15 protein-coding genes and 2 pseudogenes are annotated in these 20,566 nt (G+C 64.8%); 8 read left to right on the forward strand and 9 right to left on the reverse strand.

Translation table 11 applies throughout. From position 1 onward, the window contains the following. The first annotated feature begins 11 nt into the window (after positions 1–11). Both serS and cysG read left to right on the forward strand, forming a co-directional pair. Positions 12–1,292, forward strand: coding sequence for a serine--tRNA ligase (gene serS, locus ACGI6K_RS09525; protein ID WP_376948110.1), 1,281 nt, complete (start codon positions 12–14; stop codon positions 1,290–1,292). Between the two features lie 74 nt (positions 1,293–1,366). Further along, entirely contained in the window at positions 1,367–2,761 is a 1,395-nt protein-coding gene (gene cysG, locus ACGI6K_RS09530) for a siroheme synthase CysG (RefSeq protein ID WP_376948109.1), read from the forward strand. Positions 2,762–2,785: 24 nt separating this feature from the next. Here the strand turns inward: cysG and ACGI6K_RS09535 are convergent, their stop codons facing one another. The 9 genes and pseudogenes from ACGI6K_RS09535 to ACGI6K_RS09575 form a co-directional block, all read right to left on the reverse strand. Continuing rightward, complete coding sequence (locus tag ACGI6K_RS09535; RefSeq protein WP_376948108.1) at positions 2,786–3,772, reverse strand: glycosyl transferase family protein; 987 nt, start codon at positions 3,770–3,772, stop codon at positions 2,786–2,788. Beyond that, positions 3,769–4,104, reverse strand: coding sequence for a TusE/DsrC/DsvC family sulfur relay protein (locus ACGI6K_RS09540; RefSeq protein ID WP_376948107.1), 336 nt, complete (start codon positions 4,102–4,104; stop codon positions 3,769–3,771). Before ACGI6K_RS09540 ends, ACGI6K_RS09535 begins: the two co-directional genes overlap by 4 nt. Next, the gene (gene tusB / locus ACGI6K_RS09545; RefSeq protein ID WP_376948106.1) at positions 4,101–4,397 is read right to left on the reverse strand and encodes a sulfurtransferase complex subunit TusB; all 297 of its coding nucleotides are present in this window, start codon (positions 4,395–4,397) and stop codon (positions 4,101–4,103) included. The genes ACGI6K_RS09540 and tusB overlap by 4 nt, the downstream gene beginning before the upstream one ends. After that, the gene (tusC, locus tag ACGI6K_RS09550) at positions 4,397–4,756 is read right to left on the reverse strand and encodes a sulfurtransferase complex subunit TusC (RefSeq protein ID WP_376948105.1); all 360 of its coding nucleotides are present in this window, start codon (positions 4,754–4,756) and stop codon (positions 4,397–4,399) included. The genes tusB and tusC overlap by 1 nt, the downstream gene beginning before the upstream one ends. A gap of 1 nt (position 4,757) precedes the next feature. Continuing rightward, on the reverse strand, positions 4,758–5,150 hold the full coding sequence (gene tusD, locus ACGI6K_RS09555; protein WP_376948104.1) for a sulfurtransferase complex subunit TusD: 393 nt from the start codon (positions 5,148–5,150) through the stop codon (positions 4,758–4,760). A 92-nt stretch (positions 5,151–5,242) separates the two neighbouring features. Beyond that, the gene (locus ACGI6K_RS09560; protein WP_012701371.1) at positions 5,243–5,914 is read right to left on the reverse strand and encodes a Bax inhibitor-1/YccA family protein; all 672 of its coding nucleotides are present in this window, start codon (positions 5,912–5,914) and stop codon (positions 5,243–5,245) included. Between the two features lie 142 nt (positions 5,915–6,056). Beyond that, positions 6,057–6,218: a hypothetical protein gene (locus tag ACGI6K_RS09565; RefSeq protein ID WP_012701370.1), complete on the reverse strand. Its 162-nt coding sequence runs from the start codon at positions 6,216–6,218 to the stop codon at positions 6,057–6,059. Positions 6,219–6,399: 181 nt separating this feature from the next. Then, positions 6,400–6,759 (reverse strand): annotated as a pseudogene (locus ACGI6K_RS09570) (integrase core domain-containing protein); the annotation flags it as partial. A 259-nt stretch (positions 6,760–7,018) separates the two neighbouring features. After that, a complete protein-coding gene (locus ACGI6K_RS09575; protein WP_376948103.1) occupies positions 7,019–8,203 on the reverse strand; it encodes an NAD(P)/FAD-dependent oxidoreductase in 1,185 nt (394 codons plus the stop codon). Between the two features lie 214 nt (positions 8,204–8,417). Between ACGI6K_RS09575 and ACGI6K_RS09580 the strand changes: the two genes are divergently transcribed. The 6 genes and pseudogenes from ACGI6K_RS09580 (at position 8,418) to ACGI6K_RS09605 (ending at position 20,518) form a co-directional block, all read left to right on the forward strand. After that, positions 8,418–10,622, forward strand: a complete 2,205-nt coding sequence (locus tag ACGI6K_RS09580; protein ID WP_376948102.1) for an OsmC domain/YcaO domain-containing protein — start codon at positions 8,418–8,420, stop codon at positions 10,620–10,622. Positions 10,623–10,845: 223 nt separating this feature from the next. Beyond that, a pseudogene (locus ACGI6K_RS09585) lies at positions 10,846–10,986 on the forward strand (IS630 family transposase); the annotation flags it as partial. A gap of 706 nt (positions 10,987–11,692) precedes the next feature. After that, positions 11,693–13,696, forward strand: coding sequence for an alpha-1,4-glucan--maltose-1-phosphate maltosyltransferase (locus tag ACGI6K_RS09590; RefSeq protein WP_376948101.1), 2,004 nt, complete (start codon positions 11,693–11,695; stop codon positions 13,694–13,696). Positions 13,697–13,723: 27 nt separating this feature from the next. Further along, complete coding sequence (treS, locus tag ACGI6K_RS09595) at positions 13,724–17,050, forward strand: maltose alpha-D-glucosyltransferase (RefSeq protein WP_376948100.1); 3,327 nt, start codon at positions 13,724–13,726, stop codon at positions 17,048–17,050. Beyond that, complete coding sequence (gene glgB, locus ACGI6K_RS09600) at positions 17,047–19,248, forward strand: 1,4-alpha-glucan branching protein GlgB (RefSeq protein WP_376948099.1); 2,202 nt, start codon at positions 17,047–17,049, stop codon at positions 19,246–19,248. The genes treS and glgB overlap by 4 nt, the downstream gene beginning before the upstream one ends. A gap of 208 nt (positions 19,249–19,456) precedes the next feature. After that, positions 19,457–20,518 (forward strand): protein-glutamate methylesterase/protein-glutamine glutaminase, encoded by a 1,062-nt coding sequence (locus ACGI6K_RS09605; protein WP_377968528.1) that lies wholly within the window; start codon positions 19,457–19,459, stop codon positions 20,516–20,518. Positions 20,519–20,566: the final 48 nt, after the last annotated feature.

Below are 20,566 nucleotides of genomic sequence, written 5' to 3' on the forward strand. Positions count from 1 at the left end.
GAGAACATTCCATGCTCGACTCCAAACTGGTTCGTACCCAACTGCAGGAGATTGCGGGCCGCCTGGCAACCCGTGGCTTCCAACTGGACGTGGCGCGTTTCGAGAGCCTCGAAGCCCAGCGCAAGGCCGTGCAAACCCGCACCGAACAGCTGCAGGCCGAGCGCAACGCCCGCTCCAAGGCCATCGGCCAGGCCAAGTCGCGCGGCGAGGATATCGCGCCGCTGCTGGCCGAGGTCGACCGCATGGGCAGCGATCTGGAGGCCGGCAAGCGCGAGCTGGACGCCATCCAGGCCGAGCTGGACGCTCTGCTGCTGAGCATCCCCAACCTGCCTCACGAGTCGGTGCCGGTCGGCGCCGACGAAGAGGGCAACGTGGAGGTGCGCCGCTGGGGCGTCCCGCGTACCTTCGATTTCGCGATCAAGGATCACGTCGCTCTCGGCGAGCGCCACGGTTGGTTGGACTTCGAGACCGCCGCTAAGCTCTCCGGCGCCCGCTTCGCCCTGATGCGCGGCCCCATCGCCCGGCTGCACCGGGCGCTGGCGCAGTTCATGCTCGACCTGCACAGCGGCGAACACGGCTATGAGGAGACCTATACCCCCTATTTGGTACAGGCGCCTGCCCTGCAGGGCACCGGCCAGTTGCCCAAGTTCGAGGAGGATCTGTTCAAGATCAGCCGCGAGGGCGAGGCCGATTTCTACCTGATCCCCACTGCCGAGGTATCGCTGACCAACATCGTGGCCGGCGAGATCCTCGACGCCAGGCAACTGCCGCTGAAGTTCGTCGCCCATACCCCGTGCTTTCGCAGCGAGGCCGGCGCCTCCGGCCGCGACACCCGCGGCATGATCCGCCAGCATCAGTTCGACAAGGTGGAAATGGTGCAGATCGTCGATCCGGCCAAGTCCTACGAGGCGCTGGAGGAGCTGACCGCCAACGCCGAGAAGGTATTGCAGCGGCTCGAACTGCCGTACCGCGTGTTGGCCCTGTGCACCGGCGATATGGGCTTCGGCGCGACCAAGACTTACGATCTGGAAGTCTGGGTGCCGAGCCAGGACAAGTACCGGGAAATTTCCTCCTGCTCCAACTGCGGCGATTTCCAGGCGCGGCGCATGCAGGCGCGCTGGCGCAACCCGGAAACCGGCAAGCCGGAGCTGGTGCATACTCTCAATGGTTCCGGCTTGGCGGTCGGCCGCACTCTGGTGGCGGTGCTGGAAAACTACCAGCAGGCCGACGGCTCGATCCGCGTGCCCGCGGTGCTCAAGCCCTATATGGGTGGTATCGAGCTCATCGGCTAGACCGAGCCGAACGATGCCGAACGCGGGGTGGCCAGGGCCACCCCGCTTTGTTTTCATCCATCGGGAATCGATCCATGGATTACCTTCCGCTGTTCCACAACCTCAAGGGCCGGCGCGTACTGCTGGTCGGCGGCGGCGAGATCGCTTCGCGCAAGGCGCGGTTGCTCGCCGACGCCGGCGCTGTGCTGCGGGTCGTGGCGCCGCAAATCGAGGTAGCGCTCGCCGAGCAGGTGCGGGAGGGCGGTGGAGACTGCCTGCCGCGAGGCTACGCGCAGGGGGATCTGGACGGCTGTGTGCTGGCCATCGCCGCCACCGACGATCCGTTGTTGAACGCCCGGGTTTCCCGCGATGCCCATGAGCATGGCGTGCCGGTCAACGTGGTGGACTCACCGGACTTGTGCAGCGTGATCTTCCCGGCCATCGTCGACCGCTCGCCTCTGCTCGTCGCGGTGTCCAGCGGCGGCGATGCGCCGGTGCTGGCGCGGCTGATGCGGGCACGGATCGAGACCTGGATTCCGGCCGGCTACGGCCGGCTGGCAGGGTTGGCGAGAAGGTTTCGCGCGCAGGTCAAGCGCCTGCTGCCCGACGTGCGGCAGCGCCGGGTGTTCTGGGAGGAGGTGTTCCAGGGGCCGATCGCCGAGCGGCTGCTGTCCGGGCAGGAGACGGAGGCCGAGCGGCTGCTCGAGGCCAAGCTTGCCGGGGCGGCGCCCAAGGCACTCGGCGAAGTCTATCTGGTCGGCGCCGGGCCGGGCGATCCGGATCTGCTGACCTTCCGCGCCCTGCGCCTGATGCAGCAGGCCGACGTGGTGCTCTACGATCGACTAGTGGCCCCGGCGATCGTGGAGTTGTGCCGGCGCGATGCCGAGCGCATCTATGTCGGCAAGCGCCGTGCTGAACACGCTCTACCCCAGGAGCAGATCAACCGACTGCTGGTGCGGCTGGCGGGCGAGGGCAAGCGGGTGCTGCGTCTGAAGGGTGGCGATCCCTTCATCTTCGGTCGGGGCGGCGAGGAGATTGAGGAACTGGCTGCCCATGACATTCCTTTCCAGGTGGTGCCGGGGATCACCGCGGCGAGCGGCTGCGCTGCCTACGCCGGCATTCCGTTGACGCACCGCGATTACGCCCAGTCGGTGCGCTTCGTCACTGGTCATCTGAAAGATGGCAGCTTCGACTTGCCCTGGGCCGATCTGGTGGCGCCGGCCCAGACCCTGGTGGTCTACATGGGGCTGGTCGGCCTGCCGGTGATCTGCCAGCGGCTGATCGAGCACGGCCGGGCGGCGGCGACCCCGGTGGCGCTGATCCAGCAGGGCACCACCCCGCAGCAGCGGGTGATCGTTTCTACCCTGGCCGAGTTGCCGACGCGGGTGGAACGGGAGCAGGTCTCGGCGCCGACCCTGTTGATCGTCGGCGAAGTGGTGTGGTTGCGCGACAAGCTGGCCTGGTTCGAGGGCCAGCAGAGCGCCGATTGAGCCTCATCGCCGAGGTTCCGCCGCTCATTTCGAGCGGTCGCGGGCATCCCAGTGGCGCTGTGCCTCGGCGATGGCTTGCGCGCGGGGCGTACCGAGGGCGCGCAGGGCCAGGGCCATGGTGCCCAGCACGGCCAGGCGGCCGTAGTCGTCTTCGCTTTCGCCGCGCCAGAAGGCCTGCAACTGCGCCGGATCGAGCCGTTCGGGCTTGACGTGGCGCTGTTCGGCCATGGCCGGCCATTCCTCGTCCCAGTTCTCGCCGTCGGCGGTGCCGAATAGGTGGCTGACGGCATCGGGATTGATCTCGATCTCGCCGCCGTCGCCCTTGATCACCAAGGCGCTTTCGCCGAGCAGACGGCTGCCCTCGCGGTGGATCGCCTGGTAGCCGGGATGGAAGACGCTTTGCAGGCTGCAGCACGCGCCCAGAGGATTGAGCATGCGCGCCAGGGAGTGGATCGGCGAGCGCAGGCCGAGGGTGTTGCGCAATTCGATCATCCGCTGCAGGGACGGCATCCAGGCGCCAAGGGGAATGAACGCCAGGTTGCGCGCCTGCAGCGCCTGCTCGACTTCGCTCCAGTCCCGGCACAGGGGGATATCCAGCAGGCCGAGCAACTGCTCGCTGTAGAGGCGTCCAGCGGTATGCGCGCCACCGCCATGCATGAGGATACGCACGCCGCTCTGCGCCAAGCATTTCACTGCCAGCAGATACCAGGGCAGGTGGCGCTTCTTGCCGGCATAGCTCGGCCAGTCCAGATCTACGCTAAGACCCGCCGGGACCTGCAGACGGGCACGTACGGCTTCGCTGAAGCCGGCCAGTTCCTCGGCGCTTTCCTCTTTGTGGCGCAGTAGCATCAGGAAGGCGCCGAGCTGGATTTCTTCAGCCCTGCCGTCGAGCAGCATGCCCATGGCTTCACGGGCTTCCTCGCGGGTCAGGCTGCGCGCGCCGCGCTTGCCCTTGCCGAGGATACGCACGAATTGGGCGAAGGGATGTTCTTCGGGGGGAATGGTCGTCATAGGCAATTCGTCGGTTTCGGCAGGCCGGCCAGCTTGGCGGCCAGTTTGGCGGGGGAGCCCTTGAACAGACGGTTCAGGTGTGGGCTGTTGCCCTTCTCCGGACCGAGTTTTAGGGCGACGTACTTGACTAGCGGGCGGGTCGCCGGCGATAGCTGGAACTGTGCATGGAACTCGCGCAGCAAGCGGAGGATCTCCCAGTGCTCGACACTCAACTCCAGCTCCTCCCGGTGGGCCAGAGCCTCGGCGACTTCCTCGGACCAGTCTTGCAAGTCGCTCAGGTAGCCGTCCTCGTCCAACGTCAGGTCACGGCCGGCGACGTTCAGCGTGGTCATAGCCAGCCGTTGACCTTGTCGTAGCGGGTACACAGCTCGACGAATCCGGGGTAGTCCACCACCCGCACGCGCTCCGGCGCCACGAGGTTGCGCGCTTTTAGGTCTTCTGCGAGAGCGTGTAGGGCGATGGACTCGGGCAGGTGCTCCAGCAACTGGAGCGGCGCGCTGCCGGGTTGCAGCGCATGGCAGGCGTCGCCGCAGAGCAGCAGACCGTCGCGGACGCCGAGCAGGCGCAGGGCGCTGTCCAGCGGAGTGCCGAAGGGCGATCGGGAAAGCAGGTGCAGGGTCGTCATCAGAGGGTGATCACCAGGTTGTAACGGTCGAAGAGATCGGCCAGCTCCGGCCCTTCCAGCGGCGTGGCCGACAGGGCCAGGGGCTGGCCGTCCAGGCCGCGCAGGCGCAGGCTTTGGCGGCAGACGTAGAGATCCTCCACGCCGAACAGCGGCAGGGCCTGCAAGTTGGCGGCGAGATCCTTCTGCTCGACGGCGGCGGGTCGTTGACCGGGTAGCAACTGGAACACGCCGTCGTCGAGGAACAGCAGGCCGACGGGCAGTTCGAAGGCTCCGCCGGCCAGGGCGATGTCCAGCGCTTCGCGGGCGCCCAGGCCGCCCCAAGGGGCATGGCGGCTGACGATCAGCATCGATTTGGCCATCTCAATCGCCTCCGAAGCAGATCAGACGGTCGGCCGACTGGGCGGCCTCGTGCAACTGACCGAGGCCGGACAGCTCCCAGGGCGGCGTCGGCACGACCGCCACGCGGCCATAGCGTTGCGCCTCCCGAGTATCTAACACGCCGCGGCGCAGGGCGGCGGCGACGCACACCACCGCATCCAGTGCGTGCCGTTCGACGAAGGCGCGCCACTGAGCCTGTAGGTCAGACTCGTCCTGGGGCGTGACGATGCTATCGGCGGCGTTGTACACGCCGTCCCGGTAGAAGAACAGCCGATTGATCTCGTGGCCGCCGGCGAGCACGGCCTCGGCGAAACGCAGCGCCCGGCGCGAGGACGGTGAGTGGGGTGGGGAGAACAAGGCGATGGCGAATTTCATAGGCGGGCGGCTGCGGGGAATGGGTAGGGGGAATGATACGCCAGAAAAGCGAAAGCCCGCATTGCGCGGGCTTTCGTGAGGCCGGTCGGCGATCAGTCGTCGCTGCCCATGATGCCGAGGATCTGCAGCAGGCTGACGAACAGGTTGTAGATCGACACGTACAGGCCGATCGTCGCCATGATGTAGTTACGCTCCCCGCCATGGATGATGGCGCTGGTCTGGAACAGGATGCAGGCCGAGGAGAACAGCACGAAGCCGGCGCTGATTGCCAGTTGCAGGCCGCTGATCTCGAAGAACAGGCCGGCCAGGCTGGCGCCGAGCAGGACGAAGAAGCCGACGGTGATGAAGCCGCTGAGGAAGCTCATGTCCTTGCGGGTGGTCAGCACGTAGGCGGACAGGCCACCGAACACCAGGGCGGTCATGGCGAAGGCCGAGGACACCACTTCGCCGCCGTTGGGCATGCCGATGTAGTGGTTGAGGATCGGGCCCAGGGTGTAGCCCATGAAACCGGTCAGGGCGAACGTCGAGAGCAGGCCCCAGGCCGAGTCGCGCAGCTTCACGGTGAGGAAGAACAGGCCGTAGAAGCCGATCAGGACCACGAAGATGTTCGGGTAGGGCAGGCGCATCTGCTGCGCCACGTAGGCCACTAGGCCGCTGAAGCCGAGAGTTAGGGCCAGCAGACCGTAGGTGTTGCGCAGGACGCGGCTGACTTCCAGTTGCTCCGCCTGGGCGGATTGAAGTGCATAGCTATTGGGTTCGTGCATGGCACAGCTCCTTGATATGAGGTTCCGTGGAGATGAGCCGATCATAGCAAAGGACAGGGCCATACCTACTATCAGAGTTTGACAGTGTGTTTCGCGCGCAACGGTTTTTCTCCGCGCGGGAGCACGGAGGCCGGGCAACCGCTCATTGCGGCTCCTGCTCTTCCTCCGCATGGGACAATTTCCCGTCGTTGGGCGGGGTGTATTTGATTTCCTCGGGCGGCTCGTATTCCGGCATCTGCGGAAAATCTCCCGGATGGTTCCAGACCACCGGGTCGGGCTGGGGAATATCGGATCGCTGGCTCATGGGGCAATCCTCGCTTCGTGTGCGGAGGGGATGAAAAGCCACAGCATGGACTCCGCGCCAACTGACCTCTTGGCTTGGATACAGCTTACTGTAGCGGGTTTTCTTTGACATCCTCTCCGCCCTAAAGAGGCTGTCGCGAAAGTGAACCGCCCCGGGAATTCCGGAGGCTCGTTGGTGTGAGTCACGCCACCATAGCGGACTCGTCGAGTTGTCGATAATACGCCGCTTCAGCTTCCGCCGCCGGGATGTTGCCGATCGATTCCAGCAGTGACGGTGGTTGTACCAGTCCACCCAGGTCAGCGTGGCCAGCTCCACGGCCTCGCGGTTCTTCCAGGACTGGCGATGAATCACCTCCGCCTTGTACAAGCCATTGATGGTCTCGGCCAAGGCATTGTCATAGGAGTCGCCCACGCTGCCCACCGACGGCTCGATCCCGGCTTCGGCCAGGCGCTCGGTGTAGCGGATCGAGACAGACTGCCCCTCTATCACTGTGATCGATCAGCCCGCCCTGTACCGGCTGACGGGCATACAGCACCTGCTCCATTGTCGCCACGAACTCTCCACTGGCCTTCGGCGGGATCGCCCGGCCTACCTTGCTTGCGCCAAGGCTTGAGTTCGTTTTTAGGACGTGCCGTTGTCGATCTTGCGCTGGCTCACGCCCAGCTCACTGGTCTTGCGAGCGATCGCAGGCCAGCAGGATCAGGGCGTTGACGACTTAACCGCGCTCTTTCTTGAGGACTGCCAATGATTCTGTAATGCTCCATGCCGGCATTACGCATGACGCAGATTTATCTGGGTTATTACACGTACTGCGCCGCCGCGTAGCCGGAGGCCCAAGCCCACTGGAAGTTGAAACCGCCGAGGTGACCGCTGACATCCAGCACTTCGCCGATGAAGTACAGCCCGGGTGATTTCAGCGACTCCATGGTCTTGGAGGACACCTCGCGGGTGTCGACGCCGCCCAGGGTGACTTCCGCGGTGCGGTAGCCTTCGGTGCCCGCTGGCACCAGTTGCCAGTCGCTCAGGCGTTCGGCAATGACCTTGAGTTCGCCCGGCGTGTACTGCTTCATCGGTTTCGAGGTGAACCAGTGCTCGGCCAGCAGGCTGGCCATCTTCTTGGTGAACAGGTCGGCCAGCAGCGTCTTCAGCTCGCTGTTGGGACGCTCTCGCTGTTGTTCGGCAAGCCAGGCCGGCAAATCGATCCTGGGTAACAGGTCGATGCTAATGGCCTCGCCGGGCTGCCAGTAGGAAGAAATCTGTAGGATCGCCGGACCACTGAGGCCCCGGTGGGTGAACAGGATGTTCTCGACGAAGCTCTGGCCGTTACAAGTGATCCGGCAGTCCTCCACCGAGGTGCCGGATAGCTCGCTGCACAGTGCCTTCAACTGTGGGTCGGTGATGGTGAACGGCACCAGGCCGGCGCGAGTCGGCAGCACGTTGTGGCCGAACTGGCGGGCGATCTGGTAACCGATGCCGGTGGCGCCGAGGGTGGGGATGGACAGGCCGCCGGTGGCGATGACCAGCGATTCGCAATGGGTTGGGCCGATGCTGGTCTGCAACTGGTAGCCACCGTCGACGCGCGTGATCTCGCTCACCGAGGTGTTCAGGCGCAGGTCGACGCCGGCTTGCTCGCATTCGTCCAGCAGCAGGTCGAGGATGTCGCTGGATTTGTTATCGCAGAACAGTTGGCCGAGCTTCTTCTCGTGGTAAGGCACGCCGTGCCTGGCCACCAGGGCAATAAAGTCCCACTGCGTGAAGCGCGCCAGCGCAGACTTGCAGAAGTGTGGGTTGTGCGAGAGAAAGTTGGCCGGTTCGCAATACAGATTGGTGAAGTTGCAACGCCCGCCGCCGGACATGAGGATCTTCTTGCCGGCCTTGTTGACGTGGTCGAGCAGCAGCACTCGGCGACCGCGTGCGGCAGTGCTCATGGCGCACATCAGTCCGGCGGCACCGGCGCCGATGATGATGACCTGGGATGTGAGCACGGCGGTTTCCTCGAGTGCGGGGTGTTTGGCTGGTGGCGTGCGTGGGGCGGCGCATGTTACCCGAAGCACATGGCCGAAATCTGTTTCTAATCTGCCACGTGTCGACTCTGCTGCATTGAAAGTTGCCTGCAGCCAACGCCCGTCGGGATACCCCCCAGGGCTCATTTGGCCGGATAATGCCGATCAAGTCGTTTTTTTATCGTGGTAATTTCGCATGGAAATTAAGGTTAATTTTCTCGATAACCTTCGGCTAGAAGCCAGGTTCGATGATTTCACGGTGATCGCCGACCAGCCGATCCGCTACAAAGGCGATGGCTCCGCACCGGGTCCATTCGATTACTTCCTGGCTTCATCGGCTCTGTGCGCGGCTTATTTTGTGAAGTTGTACTGCCAGACGCGCGGTATCCCCACCGATAATATCCGCCTGTCGCAGAACAACATTGTCGATCCGGAGAATCGCTACAAGCAGATCCTCAAGATCCAGGTGGAGTTGCCGGCGGATATCTCGGAAAAGGATCGCCTGGGCATCCTGCGTTCCATCGACCGCTGCACGGTGAAGAAGGTCGTGCAGACCGGACCCGACTTCGTGATCGAGGAAGTGGAAAACCTCGATGCCGATGCCCAGGCGTTGTTAATGCTCAACCCCGATGCCGACGCGAGCACCTATATCCTGGGCAAGGATCTACCACTGGAGCAGACCATCGCCAATATGTCGGAAATCCTCGCCGGCCTGGGCATGAAGATCGAGATCGCGTCGTGGCGCAACATCGTGCCCAACGTGTGGTCGCTGCATATCCGCGATGCGCAATCGCCGACGTGCTTCACCAACGGCAAGGGTACGACCAAGGAAAGCGCGTTGGCATCGGCTCTGGGCGAATTCATCGAGCGCCTGAACTGCAACTTCTTCTACAACGACCAGTTCTGGGGAGAAGACATCGCCAATGCGGCGTTCGTGCACTACCCGGATGAGCGCTGGTTCAAGCCTGGCCACAAGGATGCGCTGCCGGCTGAAATCCTCGACGCGTACTGCCTGGAAATCTACAACCCCGACGACGAGTTGCGTAGCTCGCACCTGTACGACACCAACTCCGGCAATGTGGAGCGCGGCATCTGTTCGCTGCCGTTCGTGCGCCAATCCGACGGCGAAGTAGTGTACTTCCCGACCAACTTGATCGAGAACCTGTACCTCAGCAATGGCATGAGTGCCGGCAATATGCTGGCCGAAGCGCAGGTGCAGTGCTTGTCGGAAATCTTCGAGCGCGCGGTGAAGCGTGAAATCCTCGAAAATGAACTCGCCCTGCCCGATGTGCCACGCGAGGTGCTGGCGAAGTACCCGGGCATCCTGGCCGGTATCCAGGGCCTGGAAGAACAGGGCTTCCCGGTGCTGGTCAAGGATGCGTCGCTGGGCGGCGAGTTCCCGGTGATGTGCGTGACCTTGATGAACCCGCGTACCGGCGGCGTGTTCGCCTCGTTCGGTGCGCACCCGAACTTTGAGGTGGCACTGGAGCGCAGCCTGACGGAGTTGCTGCAGGGCCGCAGTTTCGAAGGCCTGAACGACCTGCCGGCGCCGACCTTCGAAAGCCACGCCTTGACCGAGCCGAACAACTTCGTCGAACACTTCATCGACTCCAGCGGCGTGGTGTCGTGGCGCTTCTTCAGCGCCAAGGCCGATTTCGAATTCGTCGAGTGGGATTTCTCCGGCCAGGGGGAAGATTCCAATGCCGAGGAAGCCGCCACCCTGTTCGGCATTCTCGAAGATATGGGTAAGGAAGTGTACATGGCGGTGTACGAGCACCTGGGGGCCACGGCGTGCCGCATCCTGGTACCAGGGTATTCGGAGATCTATCCGGTAGAGGATCTGATCTGGGATAACACCAACAAGGCGTTGTCGTTCCGCGAGGACATTCTGAACCTGCACCGACTGGACGATGCCCGCCTCAAGGCACTGCTCAAGCGTCTGGAAAACTGCGAGGTGGATGACTACACCGACATCACCACCCTGATCGGTATCGAGTTCGACGACAACACGGTCTGGGGCCAGTTGACTCTCCTTGAACTGAAACTGTTGATCAGCCTCGCCCTGCGTCGCTTCGAAGATGCGAAGGAACTGGTGGAAGCCTTCTTGCAGTACAACGACAACACGGTCGAGCGGGGGCTGTTCTACCAGGCCCTGAATGTAGTGCTAGAAGTGATGCTGGACGAAGAGCTGGAGCTGGCCGACTACGAAGTCAACTTCCGCCGGATGTTCGGCAACGAGCGGATGGACGCGGCGCTGGGGTCGGTGGATGGCAGCGTGCGCTTCTACGGTCTGACGCCGACCAGCATGAAGCTGGAAGGGCTCGACAGACACCTGCGCCTGATCGACAGCTACAAGAAGCTGCACGGGGCGCGGGCCAGAGTGGCGGCTTTATCCCAATAAGCAGGGCTGACAAGAAGGGCGCCACAGGTGCCTTTCTTGTTTTTGGTGACTCGTGCAATCACCCTGATTCACCCACCTGCGGAGCGTCAATCCTCGCACTGGGTCGGCAGAACGTTCAGCGACTCATGCCCCAAAGTCGATTGCGCCGGTGCCGCAGCGAACCAGCCCGGCCATGAGCTCCGATGTCGGGAGGCGACCGCTACGCAGGCGTTAGCCGGTCGGTATCTGGCAAGTCGCACAAGGTGTGGCGGCTGCCGGTCTCAAGCCGCACCGGCTGAAAATCTTCAAGATCAGTAACGACCCGCACTTTGCAGACAAAGTGGTCGATGTCGTCGGGCTGTACTTGAATCCGCCCGACAACGCCCCAGGGCCTGTTAACACTACTCCGCGCGGCCGCGACGGAGCCTGTTTTTGCGCGGGGTGAGGCGCGAGCAGAGAAGTTTGGTCATTCCAAACGAACGACGAGCAACGACGCACCGCGCAAAAACAGGCCCGTCCCTGCGGGTGGGGCCGCCCAGGCTGCGCGGCAAATGGCGCCATGTGTCGTTGCAAGACTTGGCAAGGCAATGCCATTTCCTGCTGCGTCCCGCGCCTCGCCGATTGTGGCCCGGCCTGGCGCCATTTGGCGCAGCAACACGGCTCGCGGAGAGTAGTGTTAACAGGCCCTAGTGCTGTCTGCTGACGAATGCTGCCGCTCAAGCCCGGGCAGGTTGAGCGGCGGACGCAGGCTACAAGCGTCACGGGACGGCCAGCCTGTATGCCGCCTTTGGCATCTTGACGGGCAAGGTCAGCCAAGGCGTTTCTCGAGTTCCTGCGACAGATCGACCGCAGCACCCCGCCCGCGCTGGACCTAAATGTGATTCTAGACAATAGCTCGACTCAGAAGTCCGTACCGGTCGCGTTTGTTATCTATAACTCATAAATAGAGGCGGCGGCCGACGGGTTCCGCCGATCGACGGCTAGAGATAGAACTTTTTTTACGCATCCGCCATCGGAGTCAACATGGCCGGCCAATGCCGATCGCGCCAGTCGCCTGCTTCCGATGGTTGTCCAGCAGAGGAACGTGCCCGATGTCCGACACCAGCCAGCCCGGCGTGCATTGCGAGAACCGTCGTCCGACCCTGGAAGAAGCGCTGCGTTTACCGCGGATCGCCATCGAGAACACCGAACCGGTTCTCGACAACGGACGCTTCGCCGTCAAGGCGATCGCCGGCCAGTCGGTGACGGTGGCCAGCACTATCTTCACTGATGGCCACGACCAACTCGGCGCCGCCCTCTACTGGCGCGCCGACGGCGAGAGCGGTTGGCACCGCCTGCGCATGAAGTTCGTCGGCAACGACCGCTGGCAGGTCGAGTTCACGCCGCTGCGCGTCGCCCGGCATCTGTTCGTGGTCGAGGCCTGGTGGGATCTCTACGAAACCTACCGGCACGAATTGCAGAAGAAGCATGCCGCCGGGGTGCCGGTCTCCTTGGAGCTGCAAGAGGGCCGCCTGCATCTGCAGCGGGCCGCCGAACACGCCCAGGGCGAGGTGCGTGCCACGTTGGAGGATCTCCTGCGGCGTCTGGAGCAGGCTCCGCACACCGAAGCCGTGGAGCTGCTGCTGAGCGCCGAGGCTTGCGCCGCCATGAGCGCTGCCGACCCGCATCCGCATCGCATCTACAGCAATGCCTTCCCCCTGGACGTGGAGCGCGAACGGACCCTGTTCGCCAGTTGGTACGAACTCTTCCCCCGCTCGCAGACCGACAGCCCGCATCGCCACGGTACCTTCAAGGACGTCATCGCCCGCCTGCCGGCGATCCACGACATGGGCTTCGATGTCCTTTACTTCCCTCCGATCCATCCGATCGGCCGGCGCTTTCGCAAAGGCCGAAACAACAGCCTGGAGGCCGGGCCGGACGATCCCGGCAGCCCCTATGCCATCGGCGGCGAGGAGGGCGGTCACGAGGCCATCCACCCGCAACTGGGTTCGCGCGAGGATTTCCGCGAACTGGTCGCCGCCGCCGGCGAGTACGATCTGGAGATTGCCCTGGACTTCGCCGTGCAATGCTCCCAGGACCACCCCTGGCTGAAGCAGCATCCCGGCTGGTTCTCCTGGCGCCCGGACGGCAGCATCCGCTACGCCGAGAATCCGCCGAAGAAGTACCAGGATATCGTCAACGTCGACTTCTACGCCAAGGACGCCATCCCCGACCTCTGGGTGGCGCTGCGCGACGTGTTGCTCGGCTGGGTCGCCGAGGGGGTGAAGGTCTTCCGCGTCGACAACCCACACACCAAGCCATTGCCGTTCTGGGAATGGCTGATTGGCGACGTGCGCGGCCGGCACCCGGAAGTGATCTTTCTCGCCGAGGCCTTCACCCGCCCGGCGATGATGCTGCGCCTGGGCAAGCTTGGCTTTTCGCAGAGCTACACCTATTTCACCTGGCGCAATGCCAAGGAAGAACTGACCGCCTACTTCACCGAGCTGAACGAGGCGCCGGCCAGGCACTGCATGCGACCGAACTTCTTCGTCAACACGCCGGACATCAACCCTTTCTTCCTGCAGCACTCCGGGCGCGCCGGTTTCCTGATCCGTGCCGCGCTGGCGACCATGGGCTCCGGGCTGTGGGGCATGTACTCGGGTTTCGAGCTGTGCGAGGCGGCGGCGCTGCCCGGCAGGGAGGAATACCTCGACTCGGAGAAGTACGAGATCCGCCCGCGCGACTACCAGGTGCCCGGCAACATCGTCGCCGAGATCGCCCAGCTCAACCGCATCCGTCGCTACAATCCGGCGCTGCAGACCCATCTCGGCTTCGAGCCGTATAACATCTGGAACGACAACATCCTGCTGTTCGGCAAGCGTACGCCGGACCTCTCCAACTTCGTCCTGGTCGCCGTCAACCTCGATCCCTGGCACGCCCAGGAGGCCCATTTCGAGCTGCCGCTCTGGGAGTTCGGCCTGCCCGACCACGCCGACATGCACGGCGAGGATCTGATGAGCGGCCATCGCTGGACCTGGCACGGCAAGAAGCAGTGGACGCGCCTCGACCCCGACTATCTGCCCTTCGGTATCTGGAAGCTGACCCCACCGGAGTAAACCGCTGGCATCCAGGAGCAGAGAACAATGGATCAATCGTTCAAGTCCGTCGCCTTTCTCGAGGACCCGTTCTGGTACAAGGACGCGGTGATCTACCAGGTGCACGTCAAGTCGTTCTTCGACTCGAACAACGACGGCATTGGTGATTTCCCGGGGCTGATCGCCAAGCTGGACTACATCGCCGACCTGGGGGTCAACACCATCTGGCTGCTGCCGTTCTACCCTTCGCCGCGTCGCGACGACGGCTACGACATCGCCGAATACCGCGGCGTGCATCCAGACTACGGCAGCCTCGCCGACGTACGACGCCTCATCGCCGAGGCGCACCGGCGCGGCCTGCGGGTGATCACCGAACTGGTGATCAACCACACCTCCGACCAGCATCCCTGGTTCCAGCGGGCGCGGCGGGCCAGGAAGGGCTCGGCGGCGCGCAACTTCTACGTCTGGTCGGATAGCGACGACAAGTATCAGGAAACCCGGATCATCTTTCTCGATACCGAGAAGTCCAACTGGACTTGGGACCCGGTGGCCGGCCAGTACTTCTGGCACCGCTTCTATTCGCACCAGCCGGATCTCAACTTCGACAACCCGCAGGTGATGAAGGCGGTACTCGGCATCATGCGCTACTGGCTCGACCTGGGCGTCGACGGTCTGCGCCTGGATGCCATTCCCTACCTGATCGAGCGCGACGGCACCAACAACGAGAACCTGCCCGAGACCCACCAGGTGCTCAAGCGCATCCGCGCCGAGCTGGACGCTCGCTACCCGGACCGCATGCTGCTGGCCGAGGCCAACCAGTGGCCGGAGGACACTCAGCTCTACTTCGGCGGCGCCCCGGAGGGGAAGGGCGACGAATGCCATATGGCCTTCCACTTCCCGCTGATGCCGCGCATGTACATGGCCATCGCCCAGGAAGACCGTTTCCCGATGACCGACATCCTGCGCCAGACCCCGGACATCCCATCCGACTGCCAGTGGGCGATCTTCTTGCGCAACCACGACGAACTGACCCTGGAGATGGTCACCGACCGCGAGCGCGACTATCTGTGGAACTTCTACGCTGCCGACCGTCGCGCGCGGATCAATCTGGGGATACGCCGGCGCCTGGCGCCGCTACTGGAGCGCGACCGGCGGCGCATCGAACTGCTCAACAGCCTGCTGCTGTCGATGCCGGGCACGCCAGTGATTTACTACGGCGACGAGATCGGCATGGGCGACAACATCTACCTGGGCGACCGCGACGGGGTACGCACGCCCATGCAGTGGAGCAACGACCGCAACGGCGGTTTTTCCCGCGCCGATCCGGCCGGACTGGTGCTGCCGCCGGTCATGGACCCGCTGTACGGCTTCCAGAGCGTCAACGTCGAGGCTCAGCAGCGCGACATCTATTCGCTGCTCAACTGGACCCGGCGCATGCTCGCCGTGCGCAAGCAGCAGAGGGCTTTCGGCCGTGGCTCGCTGCGGCTGCTGGCGCCGGCCAACCGGCGCATCTTCGCCTACCTGCGCGAATACCATGGCGCGGACGGTAGCAGTGAGACCATCCTCTGCGTGGCCAACGTCTCGCGCTCGGCCCAGGCGGTGGAACTGGAGCTGCCCCAATTCGCCGGCATGGTGCCGGTGGAGATGACCGGCGGCAGCGCCTTCCCGCCGATCGGCCAGTTACCCTACCTGCTGACCCTGCCGCCCTATGGCTTCTGCTGGTTCCTGCTGGCGCCCGCCTCGCAGATGCCCAATTGGCACATCAAGCCGGTCGAGGGTATGCCCGAATTCCAGACCCTGGTGCTCAGGCGCCTCGACGATCTGCTAGTGGACCCCAACCGGCGCATCCTGGAGAAGGAGGTGTTGCCGGCCTACCTGCCCAAGCGTCGCTGGTTCGCCGGCAAGGGCGCGCCCTCGGGCAACGTGCACATCGCTTATACGGCGACCTTCGGTAATCTGCCGCGCCCCGTACTGCTCAGCGAGATCGAGGTCGGCGGCGAGGGCGGCCCACAGCGCTACCAGTTGCCGCTGGGATTTCTTCCCGAGGAGGAGTTCGGCAGCGCCTTGCCCCAGCAACTGGCCATGACCCGGGTGCGCCGTGACCGGCGGGTGGGCCTGTTGACCGACGCCTTCACCCTGGATGGCTTCGTCCGCGCGACGGTCCAGGCGTTGCGCGAGCGCCGCGTGCTGGCCTTCGAGCAGGGCGAGTTGCGCTTTCTGCCCACCGCGCAACTGGACAAGGTCGAGCTGCCGGCCGACGCCGAGGTGCGCTACATCTCCGCCGAGCAATCCAACAGCTCGGCGGTGCTTGGCAACGCCCTGGTGCTCAAGCTGATTCGCCGGGTGTCCGTCGGCGTGCATCCCGAACTGGAGATGGGCCTGCACCTCACCGGGTACGGCTTCGCCAATATCGCCAGCGTGCTCGGCGAGGTGTGCCGGGTCGATGCCCAGGGCGGCTGCGCCGTGCTGATGATCCTGCAGCGCTACCTGGAGAACCAGGGCGATGCCTGGGAGTGGACGCAGAACACCCTCGACCGGGCCATCCGCGACGAACTGGCCGGCGGCGAGTCGACCCTGGAGAGCCAGTACAGCGCGCTGTACGAACTGGAAAGCTTTTCCCGCCAGCTCGGCCAGCGCCTCGGTGAGATGCACATGGCCCTGGCCGCGCCCACCGAGGACCCGGATTTCGCTCGCGAAACCGCCGGTCCCGAGCAAGCGGCGCAGTGGACCGAGAGCATCGGCGCGCAACTGGGGCAAGCCCTGGAAATCCTCGCCCAGCGGCAGGCGACGCTGGCCGAGGAGGAGCGGGCCGCCGTCGAGCATTTGCTGCTGCAGCGTGATGCCCTGCTGGAGAAAGTCGGCGAACTGGCCGAGGCCTGCGTCGGCAGCCTGCGCATCCGCGTGCATGGTGATCTGCACCTCGGCCAGTTGCTGGTGGTGCAGGGCGACGCCTACCTGATCGACTTCGAGGGCGAGCCGTCGCGGCCGCTCGCCGCGCGCCGCGCTAAGCACAGCCCTTACAAGGACGTCAGCGGCGTGCTGCGCTCGATCAGCTATGCCGCCGACATGGCCATGCGCAACGCACAGAGCGTCGACAGCTCCGAGGCGGCCGACCAGGCCCGCTGGCGCATCGCCTCGCTGTACCAGGCGAACGCCTGCCAAGCTTTCCTCGCCGCCTACCGCCGGGCGGCGGCCGAGATCGGCCATGCCTGGGCCGTGCCGGACGGCGAGGAGGCCGCGCTGGCGCTGTTCAGCCTGGAAAAGACCGCCTACGAAATCGCCTACGAGGCCGAAAACCGCCCCGCCTGGCTGGCCGTACCGCTGCGGGGCCTGGCGAATCTGGCGCAACAGCTACTGGATGGAGAAGCGCAATGAGCCCATCGCAGACCCAGCCCGACAACGACGACTCCCTGCTGCCCAGCGAAGCGGACATCGATGCCCTGGTGCGCGGCGAGCACGGCGATCCTTTCGCGATACTTGGCCCCCACGACAATGGCACGCTGGTACGCGTCTACCTACCGAATGCCCTGGCCGTGGAGCTGCTCGCCCGCGACTCCGGCGAGAAGCTCGCCGACATGCGGGCCAGCCGCGTGCCGGGCCTGTTCGTCTGCCGCCTCGCCAAGGCGCGCGCCTATCTGCTGCGCATCCGCTGGGCCTCGGGTGAGCAACTGAGCGAGGACCCCTACAGTTTCGGCCCCCTGCTGGGCGAGACGGACCTCTACCTGTTCGCCGAAGGCAATCACCGCGACCTCGGTCGCTGCCTGGGGGCCCAATGCCTGAACGTCGACGGGGTGGAGGGGGTGCGCTTCGCCGTGTGGGCGCCGAACGCCCGGCGTGTCTCGGTGGTCGGTCCCTTCAACGGCTGGGACGGCCGCCGCCATTCGATGCGCCTGCGCTATCCGGCCGGGATCTGGGAACTCTTCATTCCACGCCTGAGGCCGGGCGAGTCCTACCAGTACGAACTGCTCGGCTCCCACTGCATCCTGCCACTGAAGGCCGACCCCGTGGCGCTGGCGACCGAAAGCCCGCCGAATACCGCCTCGGTGGTTGCCGCGCCGCTGCAGCACGACTGGCGGGACCGGGAGTGGATGAGCCAGCGTGCCGCCCGCCAGGCGGCGGACGCGCCGCTGGCGATCTACGAACTGCACGTTGGTTCCTGGCGGCGCGACCAGGACGGCCGGCTGCTCGGCTGGCAGCGGCTGATCGAGCGGCTGATCCCCTACGTACGGGAGATGGGCTACACCCATGTAGAGCTGTTGCCGATCATGGAGCACCCGTTCGGCGGTTCCTGGGGCTACCAGCCGCTGTCGCAGTTCGCTCCCAGCGCCCGCTACGGCCGGCGCGAGGACCTCGCCGCCTTCGTCGACGCCTGCCATCAGGCCGGCATCGGTGTGATTCTCGACTGGGTGCCGGCGCACTTTCCCACCGACAGCCATGGCCTCGGCCGTTTCGACGGCACCGCCCTCTACGAGTACGAGCATCCCTTCGAGGGCTTTCACCAGGACTGGGACACCTTCATCTACAACCTCGGGCGTACCGAGGTGCACGGCTTCATGATCGCTTCGGCGCTGTACTGGCTGCGCGAGTTCCACGTCGACGGACTGCGCGTCGACGCGGTGGCTTCGATGCTTTACCGCGACTATTCGCGCAAGGACGGCGAGTGGATTCCCAACCGCCACGGCGGGCGCGAGAACCTCGAGGCCATCGACTTCCTGCGCCACCTCAACGACGTGGTCAAGACCGAGGCGCCCGGCACGCTGGTGATCGCCGAGGAGTCCACCGCCTGGCCTGGGGTCAGCAGGCCGACCGCCGAGGGCGGGCTGGGCTTCGATTACAAGTGGAACATGGGCTGGATGCACGACACCCTGAAGTACATGGCCGAAGACCCGATCCACCGCGCCTATCACCACGATCGCATGACCTTCGGCCTGATCTACGCCTTCTCCGAACGTTTCATCCTGCCTATCTCCCACGACGAGGTGGTGCACGGCAAGCGCTCGCTGATCGACAAGATGCCCGGCGATCGCTGGCAGAAGTTCGCCAACCTGCGCGCCTACCTGAGCTTCATGTGGAGCATGCCGGGTAAGAAGCTCCTGTTCATGGGGTGCGAGTTCGGCCAGTGGCGCGAGTGGAGCCACGACCACGAACTAGACTGGTACCTGCTCAACTACGACGATCATCAGGGGGTGCAGCAACTGGTCAAGGACCTCAACCGGCTGTACCGCCGGGAGCCGGCGCTGCACGAGCAGGACTGCGTGCCGCAAGGCTTCCAGTGGCTGATCGGCGACGACCGTCACAACAGTGTGTTCTCCTGGTTGCGCCGGGACCGCGGGGGGCGGCCGCTGCTGGTGATCGCCAACTTCACGCCGGTGGTGCGCCATGGCTACCGGATCGGCGTGCCCAGCGGCGGCGACTGGCAGGAGGCCCTCAACAGCGATGCCGAATGCTACGGCGGCTCCAACCTCGGCAACGCCGGCGGCGTCGTCGCCGACGAACTGGCCAGCCACGGCCAACCCTTCAGCCTCAACCTCAAGTTGCCGCCGCTGGGGGTATTGATCTTGCGGCCGGTCTGAACGCTGCTCCGGACGCGCCCCGTCGGAGCAGGCTCGTTGGCGCTGTCCCGCCGACCGCGAGCGAGACGATTGGTCCGGGGAGAGGAGCTCCTTCCTAAAGTTCGACGCCGATCGGTCGATATGTCGGGAATAAGCAGCCCTAACGGCCGACCCCCGCCCCCCGGACGGGGTGGCGGCGATGGGGCTAGCCGTCAAAAAGGAGATCCCGATGGGCAGTCCCAAGATCCGCGTGTTGTGCATCGACGATTCGGCGCTGATACGCGACCTCCTGAGCGAAATCATCAACGCGCAACCGGATATGGAAGTGGTGGCCGTCGCCGCCGATCCCCTGGTCGCCCGCGACCTGATCAAGCAGCACAACCCGGACGTACTGACCCTCGACGTCGAAATGCCGCGCATGGACGGTCTCGATTTCCTCGAACGGCTGATGCGTCTGCGGCCCATGCCGGTGCTGATGGTCTCCTCGCTGACCCAGGCCGGCTCGGAGGTCACCCTGCGCGCTCTGGAGCTGGGCGCCTTGGACTTCATCGCCAAGCCGCAGATGGGCATTCGCCACGGCATGCTCGATTACAGCGAACTGATCGCCGAGAAGATCCGCGCCGCCGCTTGTTCGCGCCCGCGCCAGGCGCTTCCGGCCAGCGCTCTGCGGCCCAGGGCGCTGCAGGCGCCGATCCTCTCCAGCGAGAAGCTGGTGATCATCGGCGCCTCCACCGGCGGCACCGAGGCGATCCGCGCCGTGCTCGAACCGTTGCCGGCCAACAGCCCGGCTATCCTCATCGCCCAGCACATGCCAGGCGGCTTCACCCGCTCGTTCGCCGAGCGGTTGGACCGCCTGTGCAATATCGCCGTCAAGGAAGCCGAGGACGGCGAGCGCATTCTACCCGGACACGCCTACATCGCGCCGGGAACCGCTCACCTCAAGCTGGCGCGCAGCGGCGCCAACTACATCGCGCGGCTGGACGAGGGCGCGCCGGTCAACCGCCATCGTCCGTCGGTGGATGTGCTGTTCCGCTCCGCGGCGGAGAACGCCGGACGCAATGCCATCGGCGTGCTACTCACCGGCATGGGTAAGGACGGCGCGCGCGGGCTCTTGGAGATGCGCCAGGCCGGCGCTTTCACCTTCGCCCAGGACGAGGCCAGTTGTGTCGTGTTTGGCATGCCGCGAGAAGGCATTGCTCTTGGCGGAGCCTGCGAGGTGGTATCGCTCGAACATATGGCCGAGCGGATTCTCAAGCAGGTGGCAGCCTCCGGGCGGGCGCAGCGGGTCTGAGGCCGCAGCCAGAGCCCTTCGGGGCAGATGGCGGTGCGCTAGCGCAGA

The organism is Azorhizophilus paspali (assembly GCF_043587585.2).
In the GTDB taxonomy this organism is placed as follows: Bacteria; Pseudomonadota; Gammaproteobacteria; order Pseudomonadales; family Pseudomonadaceae; genus Azotobacter; species Azotobacter paspali.

What these genes read in the sequence shown, in the direction of transcription:
- serS (WP_376948110.1), top strand. Translation starts at nt 12, where the DNA reads ATGCTCGACTCCAAACTGGTTCGTACCCAACTGCAGGAGATTGCGGGC.
- cysG (WP_376948109.1), top strand. Translation starts at nt 1,367, where the DNA reads ATGGATTACCTTCCGCTGTTCCACAACCTCAAGGGCCGGCGCGTACTG.
- ACGI6K_RS09535 (WP_376948108.1), bottom strand. Translation starts at nt 3,772, where the DNA reads ATGACGACCATTCCCCCCGAAGAACATCCCTTCGCCCAATTCGTGCGT.
- ACGI6K_RS09540 (WP_376948107.1), bottom strand. Translation starts at nt 4,104, where the DNA reads ATGACCACGCTGAACGTCGCCGGCCGTGACCTGACGTTGGACGAGGAC.
- tusB (WP_376948106.1), bottom strand. Translation starts at nt 4,397, where the DNA reads ATGACGACCCTGCACCTGCTTTCCCGATCGCCCTTCGGCACTCCGCTG.
- tusC (WP_376948105.1), bottom strand. Translation starts at nt 4,756, where the DNA reads ATGGCCAAATCGATGCTGATCGTCAGCCGCCATGCCCCTTGGGGCGGC.
- tusD (WP_376948104.1), bottom strand. Translation starts at nt 5,150, where the DNA reads ATGAAATTCGCCATCGCCTTGTTCTCCCCACCCCACTCACCGTCCTCG.
- ACGI6K_RS09560 (WP_012701371.1), bottom strand. Translation starts at nt 5,914, where the DNA reads ATGCACGAACCCAATAGCTATGCACTTCAATCCGCCCAGGCGGAGCAA.
- ACGI6K_RS09565 (WP_012701370.1), bottom strand. Translation starts at nt 6,218, where the DNA reads ATGAGCCAGCGATCCGATATTCCCCAGCCCGACCCGGTGGTCTGGAAC.
- ACGI6K_RS09580 (WP_376948102.1), top strand. Translation starts at nt 8,418, where the DNA reads ATGGAAATTAAGGTTAATTTTCTCGATAACCTTCGGCTAGAAGCCAGG.
- ACGI6K_RS09590 (WP_376948101.1), top strand. Translation starts at nt 11,693, where the DNA reads ATGTCCGACACCAGCCAGCCCGGCGTGCATTGCGAGAACCGTCGTCCG.
- treS (WP_376948100.1), top strand. Translation starts at nt 13,724, where the DNA reads ATGGATCAATCGTTCAAGTCCGTCGCCTTTCTCGAGGACCCGTTCTGG.
- glgB (WP_376948099.1), top strand. Translation starts at nt 17,047, where the DNA reads ATGAGCCCATCGCAGACCCAGCCCGACAACGACGACTCCCTGCTGCCC.
- ACGI6K_RS09605 (WP_377968528.1), top strand. Translation starts at nt 19,457, where the DNA reads ATGGGCAGTCCCAAGATCCGCGTGTTGTGCATCGACGATTCGGCGCTG.